The following is a 16,470-nucleotide window of genomic DNA, read 5'->3' on the forward strand; positions in this document are numbered from 1 at the left end:
GTGCTAGACTTCGCACGAGATTAACGTCGGTCGCCTAATTTTCAACCATCGCGACCGCCAACAACAATGACCAAAAGGATTACAGCTATGGGTTTTCTTTCCGGTAAGCGCATTCTGATTACTGGCGTTGCCAGTAAACTCTCAATCGCCTACGGTATTGCGCAGGCGATGCACAAACAGGGCGCAGAACTGGCTTTCACCTACCAGAACGACAAACTGAAAAGTCGTGTGGAAGAGTTTGCTAAAGATCTGGGTTCAGACATTGTTCTGCCATGCGATGTGGCTGAAGACGAGAGCATCACTGCGCTGTTCACCGAACTGGCAAAAACCTGGCCGAAATTTGACGGTTTCGTTCACTCCATCGGTTTCGCACCTGGCGATCAGCTGGATGGCGACTACGTGAATGCCGTTACCCGTGAAGGCTTCAAAATCGCTCACGACATCAGCGCGTACAGCTTTGTGGCGATGGCGAAAGAGTGCCGTGCGATGCTGAACCCGAATTCTGCCCTGCTGACCTTGTCTTACCTGGGTGCAGAGCGCGCCATCCCGAACTACAACGTGATGGGTCTGGCGAAAGCGTCTCTGGAAGCCAACGTGCGCTATATGGCGAACGCGATGGGTCCAGAAGGCACGCGTGTTAACGCCGTTTCTGCCGGTCCAATCCGTACGCTGGCTGCATCAGGCATCAAAGATTTCCGTAAGATGCTGGCGCACTGCGAAGCGGTTACCCCGATTCGTCGTACCGTTACCATCGAAGACGTGGGTAACTCAGCGGCATTCCTGTGCTCTGATCTGGCGGGTGGTATCACCGGTGAAGTGGTACACGTTGATGGCGGCTTCAGCATTGCCGCAATGAACGAGCTGGAACTGAAATAAGATTTACGTAGGGTCGCCATTCATGGCGACCTCTTCTCCAAAAAATCCCCTCTTATACTCGTAAGCTATTAATTATTCCCCATCATTCTTTTGCCGTGGACAGCCCTTCAGCGACGATAAGCTAGCCCTTTGTTGCATGCCTGCTTTTCAGATTCGCACGCTATGCAGCAAGTCCGTTTTTAGCGCAAGGAATGACCATGGAACAACGCCGTTCTCCCGGCCATGACCACTGGTTTTATGAAAGCCAGACTCGCCCGAATAGCACCGCCACTGCGCCGCTGGTGCCCGAAGCCGCCTATATCGACGATCGTTTCTTACTCGGTTTGCAACAGGAAGCGACCGCGTTACAGCCGCTGCTGTCGCATTTTCAGCCTGCTTTATTGGCCGCGCGCGATCTCAGCCAGATTCTGTTTCCCGATACGCTTGCTATCAGTTTGACCCACACCTTAACGCTGTACGATCGCCTCAGCACCGCGCTGACGGTAGCGCAGGTCGCCGGCGTGCAGCGCCTGTGCAATCACTACTCCGCTCGGCTAAATCCGTTGCCCGGCCCGGACTCGTCACGCGAAAGTAATAATCGCCTGACGCAAATCACACAGTATGCGCGGCAGCTGGCTATGCAGCCGGAACTTATCACCGCCAACAGCATCAGCGCGCTGGACGCGGTGGGTTTAACCGAACCGGATATTGTCACGCTCAATCAACTGGTGGGATATGTCAGCTATCAGTCGCGCGTGGTGGCCGCGCTGCAGGCGATGATGGGCTTGCCGGTGCGCTGGATTCCGGGCGTTTCACCGCCGCCAGATGCCAGCGCAGCGCTGTTTGCCCGCAACGACAGCTGGCAGCACGCGCTGAAACCGGTTGAACTGCGCTACGCCAGCGCCGATCAGCTGGCGGCGGTGACTTTCTGTCAAGGCATTGACGGATTGGATGATGCCATTTGGTTGCTGGTGCATGATGCGCAAGCGCTGTATGGCTTCGCCACCCTAAAACAACGGCTGAGTGAACATTTTGCCGAGGATGAAGCGCTGGCGCTGGCGGTCAGCGCGCGGGTGCTGGGTTGTCGACGTCAGTTTGATCGTGTTTCTGAGGAATGGCGAGCCGCGCTGGTGCAGGATGTCGAAAGCGCTGGCAAAGCTTCGCCGGTGATTTTACTCAGCGCCCAGCTCACTCGCCTGCCCGACCGCTTCAGCGCTGCGCATCTGCAACCGCTGCTGAACGCGGGCTGGGGCAGCGAACGCATCTTCACCTTGTTACAAGCGGTAGCCTTTGCCAGCTGGCAGGATCGCGTGCTGATGGCGCTCGGCGAAACCCGTTAATCGGGCAGATGCCGCCGCGCTTCATCAAAGAAATGCTGAGCCAGCGGCGATGCTCTGCCCGGCTCGGCAATCACTAACGCCGCCTGCCTGCCCATCGGCGCCATCTCAATCGGCCGCCGCGCCAGATTCTGCATCAGCTCCGGCAACAGATGCCCGCATGGCGACACCATCACGCCGAGGCCAACCTGCGCACTTTGCAGCAGCTGCATGATCGACGCGCTCTCAACAATCACGCGCGGTATCAAGCCGGTTTCGCGCAGTTGCCCATCGAGATAACGACGAAAATAGCGCGTCGGCTCCGCCAGACACAGCGGCTGGCTGGCAAGCGTGGTGAGCGAGATGCTCTCTTGCTCCAGCAGCACCGGGAAATGCGCCGGATTAAACAGCGCTTCGACGCCCGGATCTTTTAACAGCGCGGTTTGGAAATGCAGCTCGCGCAGCGACGTCAGTTCAAAAAAGCCGATACCGCCATCCACAGTGTGGCTGTTGAGCGCTTCCAGTAGCTGATCGGCGCTCATCGCAGCAACGCGATAGTCGAGCTGCGGATAACGCGCTTCCACCGCTTTCAACAATGCAGGTAGCGCCACGCTGCATTGCGGCATGACGCCAAGCCGCAACGTACCGTTGACACCATGCTTGAGCGACTCCACTTCCAGCTTTAATCCCTGATACACCGAGACAATTTCCCGCGCCCAGGTCAGCACGCGCTCGCCTTCCGGCGTGAAGCCATCGAAATTGTTACTGCGGTTGATCAGCGACAGCCCTAATTCGCGCTCAAGGTTTTTCAGACGCATCGACAGCGTCGGCTGGCTGACAAAGCTGGCTTCTGCCGCACGGCCAAAGTGGCGCTCGCGTTCCAGATTACAAAGATAGATGAGTTGTTTGATGTCCATGGAAAGCAGAATTGGCTGGAAAACGGCAGTGTATCATGGCGGTTGCCGCTGCGCTGAGCCCACGCGCAGCGACCATTGCGTTACGCCACGCCCAAGGCACTTTTTACGTCGTTGGCGATCTTTTCGACCTGCGGGCCGTAAATTACCTGCACGTCGTGTTCGCTGACGCGATTGATGCCGTTCGCGCCGGTGGTCAGTAAGGTTTGATCAACCACTTCATTCATCTGTTTAACCCGCACGCGCAGCCGGGTGAAACAGCAATCGACGTCCTCTATATTGGCTTCACCGCCCAGCCCGCTAATGATCACTTTGGTGCGCTCATCCGCCGCAACTTGTTCGGGCTTGTGCTCCTCATCGGATTCGCGCCCCGGCGTTTCTATTCGCATCCGCGTAATCACAAAGCGGAAGCCGTAGTAGTAAATCGGCACATAAATCACGCCGAGGACAATCGTCCACCACCAATGCGTTTTACTGCCGCCGAGAATGCCAAACACCACCAGATCGATCGCGCCGCCCTGCACGTTACCAATCATCAAATGCAGCATCGACATCAACATAAATGACAGGCCGGTTAACAGCGCATGCAGGATATACAGCACCGGCGAAACAAAAATGAAACAGAACTCCAGCGGTTCGGTGATGCCGGTGGTAAAGGAGGTCAGCGCACCGGCCAGCACCAGCGCTTTGACGCGCTGCTTATGTTCGGGGCGCGCGGTGTGGTAAATCGCCAGCGCGGCGGCCGGTAAGCCAAACATCATTACCGGTATTTTGCCCTGCGCGAGGAACTGCGTGGCGCCGCGCACTGTATCGTCCGGGATAGCGCCGGGATGCGTCAGAGATGTGTTAAAGATATTGAGCGCGCCAACGATGCTTTGCCCATCCACCGTTGCCATGCCGCCAATCGGCGTGAAGCGCACAGTTTCGTTGAGGATATGGTGCAAGCCGGTGGGAATCAGCAGACGTTCGCTGGTGCCGAGCAGAAAGGCGCCGTATTGCCCGCTCTTACCAATCATCAGGCCAACCCACGCGATGCCTGCGCCGATGGTCGGCCAAATCAACGCCAGCAGCACGCCCACCAGCGGCAGCACCACCACGGTAACGATTGGCACAAAGCGGCGTCCGCCAAAGAAGCTGATCGCCGTCGGCAGTTGCTGGGTGTAGAAGCGGTTGTGCAGCACCACGGTAATCAATCCGGCAATCACGCCGCCCAGCACGCTCATGTTGTAAGTAAAGATGCCGAGCATGTCGATGTATTCGGCGGACGTCATCATCGCAGCGGTTTGGTCCATGCCCGCTTTCTGTAGCGCTTCTGGCGTGGTGGTGGCGGCCGTCAATCCTTTCGACGCCAGCGTGGAGTTGATACCGACGTTCATGGCGATATAACCAATCACAGCGGCAAAGGCGGCGGTGGGTTTCTCCGCTTTCGCCAGCCCGATGGCGCTGGCCACCGCAAAGAACAGCGGCAGATTGGCGAACAGCGCGCCCGCCACTTTACGAATAAATCCGATGATCAGTTGCGGCACCTGTAGATTGGCGAAGGCATCGCCGGTAATCGCCGGGTTTTGCATTGCGGCGGCCAGGCCAAGAAAGATCCCTGCGGCAGCGATCACCGAGATGGGCATCATTAAGGCTTTACCGAAGGCGTGAATTTGGCTTGCCAGATTCTTCATGCGCGTGCCCTTTTCAGAATGGAAAGAGCAATTATTAGCCAGTTATCTCAGCAGCACGTAACCGCCGCCCCTGAACAGCCGGGAAAGTTTGACTTAGGTCACGCTTTACGCCCGATTCGCGATAAACGCCGCCTATCGCACCATTAAACCAATCAATTAGACAACTTTTAAGGAGAGTCGCACACTTCCCGCTAACAGAAGACATATTCTGATAACAACTCATAAACAAATAAGCCTGCAACTATGAAATTTAAACGTAAGATTCAACCCTATCGCGCTGCTGCGGGCGGCTGGGGTTCATTGGAAGCCACCACCCGTTTCGTCCTTGATAGTAAAGCTGCCCTAAAAAACCTGCGTAACCTGATGCGCATGAACAAAGCACGCGGTTTCGACTGCCCAGGTTGCGCCTGGGGCGATGACAACAAAAGCACCTTTAGCTTTTGTGAAAACGGGGCAAAAGCGGTGACGTGGGAAGCCACGCGTCGTGTGGTAGAGCCGGAATTTTTTGCTCAGCACAGCGTCAGCACTCTTTATCAGCAAAGCGATTACTTCCTTGAGTATCAGGGACGCTTAACCCATCCAATGCGCTACAACAGCGCCACCGACCATTACGAACCGATCAGCTGGGACGATGCGTTAGCCTTGATTGCTCGTCACCTGCAGGCGATGGATCATCCGAATCAGATGGAGCTTTACACCTCCGGCCGCGCCAGCAACGAAGCCTCGTGGCTTTATCAACTGTTTGGCCGCGTAATGGGCACCAATAACTTCCCCGATTGCTCCAACATGTGCCATGAAGCCAGCGGCACCGGCCTGAAGCGCAGCATCGGCGTCGGTAAAGGCACCATTCGTCTGGACGATTTTGATCACGCCGACGCGATTTTCGTGCTGGGTCAGAATCCGGGCACCAATCATCCGCGCATGCTGCACAGCCTGCGTCACGCCGCCGATCACGGTGCGAAGATCGTCACCTTTAACACGCTGCGCGAACGCGGCCTTGAGCGTTTTGCCGATCCGCAAAAGCCGCTGGAAATTGTCACGTCGATGGCGGGTACCATTAGTTCTGCCTATTACCAGCCTAATCTAGGCGGCGATATGGCGGCGGTGCGCGGCATGGTAAAAGCCCTGCTCGAGCTACAGCGTGCACGCTTGGCAGCCGGTGAAAAAGGCATTTTCGAACAGGCGTTTATTGATGCTAATACGCATGGTTTAGATGACTATCTCGCTGCAGTGGATAACACGCGCTGGGACGATATTGTGCGCCAATCCGGTCTGAGCGAAGTGCAGATCCGTGAAGCAGCGGCGATTTATCAAAGTGCTGAACGCGTGATTGTTACCTGGGCGATGGGCATTACGCAGCATAAACACTCGGTGGATACCGTCCGCGAGATCACCAACCTGCAGCTGCTGTTTGGTCAGTTGGGCAAGAAAGGTGCAGGCCTGTGTCCGGTGCGCGGCCACAGCAATGTGCAAGGCAATCGCACCATGGGCATTGATGAGAAACCGGGCAAGCCGTTCCTTGATGCACTCGGCGCGCACTTTGATTTCGAGCCACCGCGCGAGCACGGCCACAACACCGTTGAAGCGCTGAACGCGATGCTGCGTGACGAAGTGAAAGTGCTGATTGCGCTGGGCGGCAACCTCGCGGCGGCCGCACCGGATTCACCGGTCACTGAAGAAGCGTTACAGCATTGCGGTTTAACCGTGCACATCAGCACCAAACTCAATCGCAGCCATTTGGTGCCGGGCCATGAAGGGCTGATTCTGCCAACGTTGGGCCGTACCGAACGCGATCGCCAGGCCAGCGGTAATCAGTACATCACCGTTGAAGACTCGTTCAGCATGGTGCACGCCTCAGAAGGCGTCGGCATTCCATTGGCGGAAACGCAGCGTTCTGAAACCGCGATAGTGGCCGGCATTGCTCATGCGACGCTAGGCAGCGATAAAATCGACTGGCTGGCGATGGCAGGCAATTACGAACTGATTCGCGATCACATCGCCGCCACCATTCCCGGCTTTGCTGATTTCAATAATAAGTGCGACATTCCCGGTGGCTTTTACCTCGGTAGCGCAGCAGCCGAGCTGCGCTTCAATACGCCAAGTAAACGTGCAGAGTTCAGCGCTGCCGCCCTACCGACTTCGCTGTTCCCGCAGTTAGGTGATGTCGCGGTGCCGTTCACGCTGCAAACTCTGCGTTCACACGATCAGTACAACACCACGATTTACGGCCTCGATGACCGTTATCGCGGCGTGTACGGTCAGCGCGAAGTGGTGTTTATCCATCCGGACGATATGGCGTCGCTGGGCTTTGCTGAAGGCCAACTAGTGGATATCGAGACGCTGTGGAATGACGGTTTAACCCGTCGCGTCAGCGGTTTCAAACTGGTGCCGTATAACATTCCGCGCGGCAACCTTGCGGCTTATTATCCGGAAACTAACCCGCTGGTGCCGCTCTCAAGCTTTGGCGACGGCAGCGGCACGCCGACCTCAAAATCGGTGCCGGTGAAGCTGGCATTAACCGCCGCCGTAGCGTCACAACGCATCGCCTGACCAAAGCGTTATCAGAAGGTAAAAAGCCGCGTAAAGCGGCTTTTTAGCCTGTTTTGGCCTTGCCGCGCGGACCCGATTCGCGTAAAACTGTCAGCCGCTCTTAGGCCACGAAACTATATAAATTATGTTCCAGGATAATCCGCTGCTCGCGCAGCTTAAAGAGAAGCTTCACGCGCAGACTCCGCGCGTCGAAGGTGTTGTTAAAGGTACGGAAAAAGGCTTTGGCTTCCTCGAAGTTGATGCCCAGAAAAGCTACTTCATTCCGCCACCGCAGATGAAGAAAGTGATGCACGGCGACCGTATTTCTGCCGTGATCCACACCGATAAAGACCGCGAGAGTGCCGAGCCGGAAACCCTGGTTGAGCCGTTCCTGACCCGCTTTGTCGGCCGCGTGCAGAAGAAAGACGATCGCCTGTCAATTGTGCCGGATCATCCGCTGCTGAAAGATGCGATTCAGTGCCGCGCCGAACGTGGCGTGACCCACGATTTCCAGACCGGCGATTGGGCGGTGGCAGAGATGCGTCGTCACCCGCTGAAAGGCGATCGCGGTTTTTATGCCGAACTGACCGAATTCATTGTCACTGCGGACGATCACCTCGCGCCGTGGTGGGTAACCTTGTCGCGCCACAACCTTGAACGTCAGGCTCCAGACGTCGGTTTTGGTGAGATGCTCGACGAAAATCTGCAGCGTGAAGATCTGACCGCGCTGAACTTCGTTACCATCGACAGCGCCAGCACCCAGGATATGGATGATGCGCTGTACGTGGAAGAAGCCGCCGACGGCAATCTGATCCTGACCATCGCCATCGCCGATCCGACCGCTTACGTGGCGGAAGGCAGCGAGCTGGATAAGCTGGCGTCGAAACGCGCGTTCACCAACTATCTGCCGGGCTTTAACATCCCGATGCTGCCGCGCGAACTCTCTGACGACGTCTGTTCTCTGCGTCCGAATGAGCGTCGTCCGGCGCTGGCGTGCCGCGTCACCGTATTGAAAGATGGCAGCCTGGCCGATGACGTGCATTTCTTTGCCGCGTGGATCGAGTCCAAAGCCAAACTGGTTTATGACCAGGTTTCTGATTGGCTGGAAAACAGCGGCAGCTGGCAGCCAGAGAACGACGCCATCGCCCAGCAGATTCGCCTGCTGCACCAGGTTTGCCTGGCGCGCAGCGAGTGGCGTCAAACCCACGCGCTGGTGTTTAAAGATCGCCCGGACTATCGCTTTGTGTTGGGCGAGAAAGGCGAAGTGCTGGATATCATCTCCGAGCCACGCCGCATTGCTAACCGCATCGTTGAAGAGTCGATGATTCTGGCAAACGTCTGTGCCGCGAAAGTGCTGCAGGAGAAGCTGGGCTTCGGTATCTACAACCTGCACACCGGTTTCGATCTGGCCAACGCTGAGCAGGCCGCTGGCGTGCTGGCGGGTCATGGCATCACCGTGGATCCGCAGGCGATTACCACGCTGGAAGGCTTCCGCCAGCTGCGTCGTGAACTCGATGCGCAGCCAACCCAATATCTCGACAGCCGCATTCGTCGCTTCCAGTCGTTTGCCGAAGTTGGCACCGAACCGGGCCCGCACTTTGGTCTTGGCCTCGACGCATACGCGACCTGGACTTCGCCAATTCGTAAGTTCGGCGACATGATCAACCATCGCTTGCTGAAAGCGATTGTGCGCGGCGAAAGCACCTCTCGTCCGCAGGATGAGCTGACGACCATCATGAGCGAACGTCGTCGCCTGAACCGCATGGCCGAGCGCGATGTTGGTGACTGGTTGTACGCACGCTTCCTCGCGCCGTTTGCCGGCACCGATCGCAAGTTCAGCGCCGAGATCATCGATGTATCTCGCGGCGGCATGCGTGTTCGTCTGCAGGAGAATGGCGCGGTGGCCTTCATTCCTGCGCCGTTCATCCACGCGGTGCGTGATGAGCTGGTGTGCTCACAAGAAAGCGGCACCGTGCAGGTGAAAGGTGAAGTCGCTTACCGTGTAACGGACATCATTGACGTGACCATCGCCGAAGTGCGTATGGAAACCCGCAGCGTGGTCGCACGTCCGGCCGCCTGAGCATGAAAACTGGCGGGATAACAGCCGTTATCCCGCATTTCTCTCCGCCCGCTTTAGCAAATGTTAAATTTGCATTCCGCTTCACATTTCTAACGCCTGTGCCTGTCGTTAACAATTCATTACATTACTTTTAACTTGTTGTATTCGATCGCTTCTTTTCCCGGTCCCTACAAGGAGTTAACTCATGAACAACGTCAAAACCAGTCTCATCTGGTTAGCGGTGGCGTTAATTGGCGCAGGCGCATTTGCTATGCTGGCCCTCAGCCGTGGCGAACACGTCAACGCGGTCTGGCTGGTGATTGCCTCCGTCGCCTGCTACAGCATTGCCTATCGCTTTTACAGCCTGTTTATCGCTAAGCGCATCTTCGAACTGGACGATCGTCGTCGCACGCCGGCGGAGCGCTTAAGTGATGGCCTTGATTATGTGCCCACCAATAAATGGGTGCTGTTCGGCCACCATTTTGCGGCGATTGCCGGTGCCGGCCCGCTGGTCGGTCCGATCCTCGCGGCGCAAATGGGCTTCCTGCCTGGCACCATCTGGATTCTGGTTGGCGTGATGTTTGCCGGTGCGGTGCAGGATTTCCTGATTCTGTTTATCTCTACGCGCCGTGATGGCCGCTCACTCGGTGAGATGGCGCGCCAGGAACTCGGTTCATTCGCTGGCGTTGTCACCATGCTCGGCGCGCTGGGCGTGATGATCATCATCCTCTCCGCGCTGGCCTTGGTGGTAGTGAAGGCGCTGGCCAACAGTCCGTGGGGCTTGTTCACCATTGCCGCGACCATTCCGATTGCGCTGTTTATGGGCGTGTATATGCGTTTCCTGCGTCCGGGCAAAATCGCGGAAGTGTCGATCATTGGTTTCGTGCTGATGATGGCGGCGATTATCTACGGCGGTAACGTGGCAGCCGATCCCTATTGGGGCCCGCTGTTCACGCTGAAAGGCACGGAGCTGACGTGGGTGCTGGTGATCTACGGCTTTGTCGCCTCTTCGCTGCCGGTGTGGCTACTGCTGGCGCCGCGCGATTATCTCTCTACCTTCCTGAAAATCGGCGTAATCATTGGTTTGGCCATTGGCATCGTGTTTGCTATGCCCGAGATGAAAATGCCTGCGGTGACCAAATTTATTGATGGCACCGGGCCGGTATTCTCCGGCGCGCTGTTCCCGTTCCTGTTTATCACTATCGCATGTGGTGCCATTTCCGGTTTCCATGCGTTGGTTTCAAGCGGTACCACACCAAAACTGGTGGAGCGCGAAAGCCATATCCGCTTTATCGGCTACGGCGCGATGCTGATGGAATCCTTCGTGGCGATCATGGCGCTGATTTGCGCCTCGGTGCTTGATCCGGGCGTTTACTTTGCTATGAACTCGCCTGCCGCGCTGATTGGCACCACGGTGGAAAATGCGTCGCAGGTGATTAACGGCTGGGGCTTCGTGGTAACGCCAGAAATGCTGAGCGGCATTGCGCGTGACGTCGGCGAAAGCACCATTCTTTCCCGTGCCGGTGGCGCACCCACCTTTGCGGTCGGCATGGCGCACATCATCACCGAAGTGTTTAACAGCCGCGCCATGATGGCGTTTTGGTATCACTTTGCCATCTTGTTTGAAGCGCTGTTTATCCTCACCGCGGTGGATGCAGGTACCCGCGCCTGCCGCTTTATGGTGCAGGATTTGGTGGGCACCGTGGTGCCATCGATGGCGAATAACCGTTCATGGTTGGGCAACATGGCGGGAACCACCGTTGCGGTAGCGGGCTGGGGCTTCTTCGTGTATCAGGGCGTGGTCGATCCGCTCGGCGGCATTAACACGTTGTGGCCGCTGTTTGGTATCGGCAACCAGATGCTGGCGTCGATGGCGCTAATTCTCGGCACCGTGGTGCTGTTCAAAATGAAGAAGCAGCGTTATGCGTGGGTGACGATTTTGCCGACCGCCTGGCTGTTTATTACCTCGATGACTGCTGGCTGGCAGAAGATTTTCCACGAGAAGCCATCGATTGGTTTCCTCGCGCAGGCCAACAAGTTCCGCAAAGGCATTGATGACGGCATTGTCATCGCCCCGGCGAAAACCGTCGCTGACATGCAAACCATCGTCTTCAGCAATCAAATTAACGCGGCCCTGTGCGCCTTCTTCATGCTGGTGGCGGTGACCATGCTGGTTTCAGCCTTCTTTGTGATTCGTCGGGCGCTCAACAGCAGCGTGCCGACTACCCATGAATCCGAGATCTCACTGCGTAAAGAGGTGCGAAATGTCTGAGTCCATTTATCACTGGAGAAAACCCACCGGTGCGTGGCAGATTCAGCAGTGCTTACCAATCGCACCCGCTGCGGCTAGGCAAAATCTGACGCGCTGGCAACGCATCTGGCAGGGATTACAGCAAAGTTTTCGTTTAATGGTCGGCGTTCATGACTATCAAACTTATCTGAAGCATATGCGCGAACATCATCCAACTATCGCCCCCATGGATGAACGCGCTTTTCACCGTCACTGCCTCGATGCCCGCTTTCCCAGCCAGGCCGGAAAACTGGGTAAGTGCCCTTGCTAACCAGGATCAGCCCCGCTTGTCGGGGCTTTTTCGTGCCATTCTTTAATAAAAACAAAAATATATTTGGATTGCATCTTGTGCTGGCGCAGGAGGTTGAATACTGTTGCTAAAATAATGAGATACCGCCCGCTGAGCATTCCCCCGGAGGAAGTTTCCATGACCGATGAACAAGGGCAAACATTGCTATACACCTTGTTTGGCACCACCAGCCCTCATTGGCGTTTAACTTCAGATAGTGATGCTCTGCATTTTGCCGAAGATGAGAACGCGAACACCAATATGGCGGTTCCGCTGACTCCCGCACAAGCCAGTTTATTACGTGCGATGACGGTCATTACCTCAAGTATTAACCTCACGCTGTCGCTGCACGGCGAACCCGTTCCGATGCATTTTGTCGGTCGTAAAGTCAATCAATCGACCTGGGCAGGCACCTCTTCAGCCTGGGGCGACACCTCGGCTGTCGCGCGTGATTTGACACTGGGATTATCGTTCGCCGAGCAAGTGGTTTCTGAGGCGAATTCAGTGATCGTGATTCTCGATCAGCGCGGCAATATTCAGCGTTTCAATCGTTTGAGTGAAGAGTACACCGGGCTGAAAGAGCAGGAAGTGATTGGCCGCAACGTTTTCCAGCTGTTTATGACCAAGCAGGAAGCGCAGGCATCACGCCGCAATATCGCCGGATTCTTCCGTGAAGGCAGTTCTTACGAAGTTGAACGCTGGATTAAAACCCGTAAAGGTCAGCGACTGTTTCTGTTTCGTAATAAGTTCGTTCACAGCGGTAGCGGAAAAAATGAAATTTTCCTCATCTGTTCCGGAACCGACATAACTGAAGAGCGCCGCGCTCAGGAACGCCTGCGCGTGCTGGCCAATACCGATACCGTGACCGGCTTGCCCAATCGCAACGCGATTCATCAGCAGATTAGTCTGGCACTGGAGCTGGCGAATGGCAGTCAAACCGGTGTGGTTTACCTCGATTTAGACAATTTTAAGAAGGTGAACGACGCTTACGGCCATATGTTTGGCGATCAGTTGCTGCAAGCGGTGTCGCTGGCCATCCTCAGCTGCCTTGGCAAAGATCAGACGCTGGCGCGCCTCGGCGGCGATGAGTTTGTGGTGCTGGCGGAACACACTAGCCAGGCGGCGCTGGAAGCGATGGCATCGCGCATCCTTGAGCGGCTGCGTCAGCCGTTCCGCATTGGCTTGATTGAAGTCTACAGCGGCTGCTCAATTGGTATCGCCCTCGCCCCGCTGCATGGTGAAGATCGTGAAAGCCTGATTCGTAACGCCGATACCGCGATGTATCACGCCAAAGAGAACGGTCGCGGCAAGTTTTGCGTGTTCGCTAACGAGATGAATCAGCGCGTGTTTGAGTATTTGTGGCTCGATACCAACCTGCGCAAAGCGCTCGAACTGGATCATTTAGTGGTGCATTACCAGCCGAAACTCAATGCCGAAGGTGATGTGCTGAGCGCCGAAGCGCTGGTGCGCTGGAATTCTCCGGAGCGCGGTTTAGTGCCGCCGGGCGATTTCATCTCCTACGCCGAAGAGTCCGGTTTGATTGTGCCTTTGGGCCGCTGGGTGATGCTGAATGTGTTACAGCAGATCATCAAGTGGCGTAGCGAAGGCATCTATCTGCGTGTCGCGGTGAACGTTTCGGCTAAACAGCTGATTGACCAAAGTATTTATACCGACCTGAAACATGCTTTGAATGAGGCCGGTTTGACCGACTGTCCGATTGATATCGAACTGACGGAAAGCTGTTTGATTGAGAATGAAGCGGGCGCACTGATGCTGATGAAGCAGTTTCAGGAACTGGGGGCGCAAGTTCATCTTGATGATTTTGGTACCGGTTACTCCTCACTTTCCCAGTTGGCGCGCGTCCCTATTGACGCCATTAAACTGGATCAGAGTTTTGTGCGTAATATCAATAAGCAACCTGTTGCGCAGTCGCTGGTCCGTGCGATTGTCGCCGTTGCCAAAGCCTTGAAGCTGCAGGTGATTGCCGAAGGCATTGAAACTAAAGCCGAAGAAAAGTTTGTTATGGCCAATGGTGTCGATGGGCGTCAGGGTTATTATTATGCAAAACCAATGCCCGCAGAAGAGCTCGGGCATTGGCTGGCTAAGCATCCTGCCCGCGTCTAAAGCTGGTTTGCGAGATTAGCCGGCTTTGCGCAAGGATGCGCTATGACGGTTCTGCAGTTGTACCAGTCGTTCCATGTAAGCAATGTCTTTCGGTTCCAGTGTGAAGGCATAATCAACCCAGTCCTCGGTGATATCCATCAGCTCGGCGCGTGATAATTGCAATACGCGCTGACGCGCTTTCAGCATCGCACGCACGCCGTTAAGCTTTGGACGCAACGTATCGATAAAGGTCCGTGTGGTGCGATAACCATCGCCCGGCTGGAACACTTTGTCGACCAGACCACGTGTTTCATACCATTCCGCGCTGTGTGACTCTCCTTCCATAATCAGCTCTTCAGCCAGCTTCATGCCAGAGCGACGCGCCACTAACGAGTAGCCGCCCATGCCAGGGAACAAGTTGAACGCGATCTCCGGGAAGCCCATGCGCGCGCTGTTCTGCGCCAGAATGAAGTGATGCGCCAGCGCCGCCTCAAAGCCGCCACCGAGCGCACTGCCCTCAATCATCGCCAGCGTGACCGCACCGGTATCGAAACCCCGCGCTGCGGAGTGGATGCAGTCAACACAGGCACGTGCATAAGCGCGCAGTGCTTCACGACGATTATTGCGAATGCACTCGACGAAGAAACGCAAATCGCCCCCGGCGTTGAACATCTGTGGCACTAACGATCCCGTCACCCAGAAATCAATCGGCAGACCGGAACGCTGAGCGGAATAGCTCAGGTTCATGATCTCCTCAATTAATTCGTGGTTGAAACTCGGACGGGGTTGCGCACGCAGCATCATCCACATGGTACGTCGGCCCTCTTCATAGTAGGCGGCGAGCTGTGTGGTTTGTCCAACTTCGGTGAACAGTCTGCATGTCGGTTGGTTAATTACTGTCATTGTCTCATCCTCTGTTTATGTTTATGTAGTGCGTTAAACGCCACATCAGCGTAATCCAGAGTGAGGCCAGACCAAATGAGAGATTGATTTATAAAGCAAAATCCAGAGATATCCCCGACCAGCGGCCGGGGAAGCATTAGCGGGCTTACTTGATGGCTGCGCGTTGCCCCACGGCAACATGAGAACGCTTAACACGTCGTGAATAAACAGCCGTAATGATTGGCACAATGACAGAAGTAACGATGACTGATGTGGCAACTAACGCCGTGGCAGCCGGTGCGACCGGTTTAAACTGTGGCAGCATCTCGGCAATCAACACCGGCGTAGCCACCGCTGCACCGGCGGTGCTGGATGCCGCAATCCCCGCTGTACCATCTCCACCGCCAATCAGGCGATCGGCAATGATCAGCGGAATGCCGGTCACAATGATCACTGCGACGCCGAGCATGATTCCCAGCAGGCCGGTTTGCGCGATTACGGTCAAATCAATGGTGTTGCCCAATGCGAAGGCAAAGAACGGAATCAGCGTGTGTACCGCTTTGCCAAAGAACTCGCGCAGTTCGGGATCGAGATTACCGAGCGCGAATCCAACGATAAACGGCAGCACAGCGCCAACGAAGACATGTGGCTCGAATGAGGCGATGCCAGCGGTGCCGAGGATCACCATCGTCATCAGCGGCCCCGACTCCAGCGACATCAAGACAAACGCACCGGCTTCTTCTTTCGAACCGTATTGCTGCATGATGGATGCGTATAAGCCGCCGTTGGTCATATCCATCGCCGCCACTAACGCCAGCGTGGAGAGTCCGGCAAACATGCCCACTTCCACGCCGTTTTCTGGCATCACACGTGAAGCAATCGCCGCGACTACCCACGCCACCGCAATCTTGGTGAGCACCAGCGTGCCTGATTTACGCAGCACCGTGCCGGTGGCGCTGAGTTTGATGGATGCGCCCATGCAGAAGAACCATACTGCAAGGATCGGTACGGTGCCGGTCATCAACCCATTGGTGAACGAACCAAAGTATTTACCTGCGCCCGGAGAGAACGTATGGCATAACGCGCCCAAAAACAGCGGTATCAGCATCATGCCGCCAGGAATCTTATCGATTGCACGTTTGATATGCATAAGGGTGTCACCTTAACTGAGCCAGAGGGAGGTGTTTTTATGAATTGCCAGATGGCATGGCGAGCAAGATAACGATTGGCTGAAAGGAAAAGAGTGATCGCAAATGCATTTATGAAACGCTGTTTTATTTTTATTGGTTGATCATTTTGTATTTATGATGCGCATCGCCATACCAGATGATTTGAAGCTAAATGAGAGGTGCTGGCAGGATTAATGCTGAGGGGGTTTGCTCTAGTTATGGTGCGGGCGCTGACACATCTGCTGCGTCACGGGCCGTCCTCGCGCCGCTAGCGCGGTGCCTTCGGCTTCCACGTCGTGCCAACGGACCGTTCGCGGATCGGCCGTCCTGGCCGGCCCCGAACTGCCTCGCGCATCCATGCGCGAGGCTCCTGGCCCAACGTAAAAGCCTC

The 16,470-nt window shown here is 55.9% G+C and carries 11 protein-coding genes; 7 read left to right on the top strand and 4 right to left on the bottom strand.

All coding sequences use genetic code 11. The features are described 5' to 3' along the window. Positions 1 to 87 precede the first annotated feature (87 nt). Together fabI and BM323_RS04215 are read left to right on the top strand one after the other, a co-directional pair. A complete protein-coding gene (fabI, locus tag BM323_RS04210; RefSeq protein WP_007892455.1) occupies positions 88 to 876 on the top strand; it encodes an enoyl-ACP reductase FabI in 789 nt (262 codons plus the stop codon). A 197-nt stretch (positions 877 to 1,073) separates the two neighbouring features. Further along, positions 1,074 to 2,195 carry a CMD domain-containing protein gene (locus BM323_RS04215; protein WP_008106487.1) on the top strand — a complete coding sequence of 374 codons (1,122 nt, stop codon included), beginning with the start codon at positions 1,074 to 1,076 and terminating at the stop codon, positions 2,193 to 2,195. Here BM323_RS04215 and BM323_RS04220 read toward each other — a convergent pair. Both BM323_RS04220 and BM323_RS04225 read right to left on the bottom strand, forming a co-directional pair. Continuing rightward, positions 2,192 to 3,088 carry a LysR family transcriptional regulator gene (locus tag BM323_RS04220; protein WP_008106489.1) on the bottom strand — a complete coding sequence of 299 codons (897 nt, stop codon included), beginning with the start codon at positions 3,086 to 3,088 and terminating at the stop codon, positions 2,192 to 2,194. The two genes, BM323_RS04215 and BM323_RS04220, sit on opposite strands and share 4 nt — an antisense overlap. An 80-nt stretch (positions 3,089 to 3,168) precedes the next feature. Then, on the bottom strand, positions 3,169 to 4,758 hold the full coding sequence (locus tag BM323_RS04225; protein ID WP_008106491.1) for a PTS transporter subunit EIIC: 1,590 nt from the start codon (positions 4,756 to 4,758) through the stop codon (positions 3,169 to 3,171). A gap of 243 nt (positions 4,759 to 5,001) precedes the next feature. On the opposite strand from BM323_RS04225, the gene BM323_RS04230 reads away from it, so the two are divergent. The 5 genes from BM323_RS04230 to pdeR all read left to right on the top strand — a co-directional run bounded on the left by BM323_RS04230 (position 5,002) and on the right by pdeR (position 14,049). Then, on the top strand, positions 5,002 to 7,308 hold the full coding sequence (locus tag BM323_RS04230) for an FdhF/YdeP family oxidoreductase (protein ID WP_008106493.1): 2,307 nt from the start codon (positions 5,002 to 5,004) through the stop codon (positions 7,306 to 7,308). A 124-nt stretch (positions 7,309 to 7,432) separates the two neighbouring features. Beyond that, positions 7,433 to 9,367 carry an exoribonuclease II gene (locus tag BM323_RS04235; RefSeq protein WP_008106495.1) on the top strand — a complete coding sequence of 645 codons (1,935 nt, stop codon included), beginning with the start codon at positions 7,433 to 7,435 and terminating at the stop codon, positions 9,365 to 9,367. 184 nt (positions 9,368 to 9,551) lie between these two features. Continuing rightward, on the top strand, positions 9,552 to 11,618 hold the full coding sequence (locus BM323_RS04240) for a carbon starvation CstA family protein (protein WP_008106497.1): 2,067 nt from the start codon (positions 9,552 to 9,554) through the stop codon (positions 11,616 to 11,618). Beyond that, entirely contained in the window at positions 11,611 to 11,907 is a 297-nt protein-coding gene (locus BM323_RS04245) for a YbdD/YjiX family protein (RefSeq protein WP_008106500.1), read from the top strand. The genes BM323_RS04240 and BM323_RS04245 overlap by 8 nt, the downstream gene beginning before the upstream one ends. A gap of 156 nt (positions 11,908 to 12,063) precedes the next feature. Beyond that, positions 12,064 to 14,049, top strand: a complete 1,986-nt coding sequence (pdeR, locus tag BM323_RS04250) for a cyclic di-GMP phosphodiesterase (protein ID WP_008106502.1) — start codon at positions 12,064 to 12,066, stop codon at positions 14,047 to 14,049. Positions 14,050 to 14,064: 15 nt separating this feature from the next. On the opposite strand, the gene BM323_RS04255 is transcribed toward pdeR, so the two are convergent. Further along, positions 14,065 to 14,931, bottom strand: coding sequence for a crotonase/enoyl-CoA hydratase family protein (locus BM323_RS04255; protein WP_007892438.1), 867 nt, complete (start codon positions 14,929 to 14,931; stop codon positions 14,065 to 14,067). A 145-nt stretch (positions 14,932 to 15,076) separates the two neighbouring features. Further along, a complete protein-coding gene (kdgT, locus tag BM323_RS04260; protein WP_007892437.1) occupies positions 15,077 to 16,060 on the bottom strand; it encodes a 2-keto-3-deoxygluconate transporter in 984 nt (327 codons plus the stop codon). Positions 16,061 to 16,470: the final 410 nt, after the last annotated feature.

Origin of the sequence: Pantoea sp. YR525, assembly GCF_900116775.1 — a bacterium.
GTDB lineage: Bacteria > Pseudomonadota > Gammaproteobacteria > Enterobacterales > Enterobacteriaceae > Pantoea > Pantoea symbiotica.

Coding starts and splice junctions, on each gene's coding strand:
- fabI (WP_007892455.1), top strand. CDS start 88: ATGGGTTTTCTTTCCGGTAAGCGCATTCTGATTACTGGCGTTGCCAGT.
- BM323_RS04215 (WP_008106487.1), top strand. CDS start 1,074: ATGGAACAACGCCGTTCTCCCGGCCATGACCACTGGTTTTATGAAAGC.
- BM323_RS04220 (WP_008106489.1), bottom strand. CDS start 3,088: ATGGACATCAAACAACTCATCTATCTTTGTAATCTGGAACGCGAGCGC.
- BM323_RS04225 (WP_008106491.1), bottom strand. CDS start 4,758: ATGAAGAATCTGGCAAGCCAAATTCACGCCTTCGGTAAAGCCTTAATG.
- BM323_RS04230 (WP_008106493.1), top strand. CDS start 5,002: ATGAAATTTAAACGTAAGATTCAACCCTATCGCGCTGCTGCGGGCGGC.
- BM323_RS04235 (WP_008106495.1), top strand. CDS start 7,433: ATGTTCCAGGATAATCCGCTGCTCGCGCAGCTTAAAGAGAAGCTTCAC.
- BM323_RS04240 (WP_008106497.1), top strand. CDS start 9,552: ATGAACAACGTCAAAACCAGTCTCATCTGGTTAGCGGTGGCGTTAATT.
- BM323_RS04245 (WP_008106500.1), top strand. CDS start 11,611: ATGTCTGAGTCCATTTATCACTGGAGAAAACCCACCGGTGCGTGGCAG.
- pdeR (WP_008106502.1), top strand. CDS start 12,064: ATGACCGATGAACAAGGGCAAACATTGCTATACACCTTGTTTGGCACC.
- BM323_RS04255 (WP_007892438.1), bottom strand. CDS start 14,931: ATGACAGTAATTAACCAACCGACATGCAGACTGTTCACCGAAGTTGGA.
- kdgT (WP_007892437.1), bottom strand. CDS start 16,060: ATGCATATCAAACGTGCAATCGATAAGATTCCTGGCGGCATGATGCTG.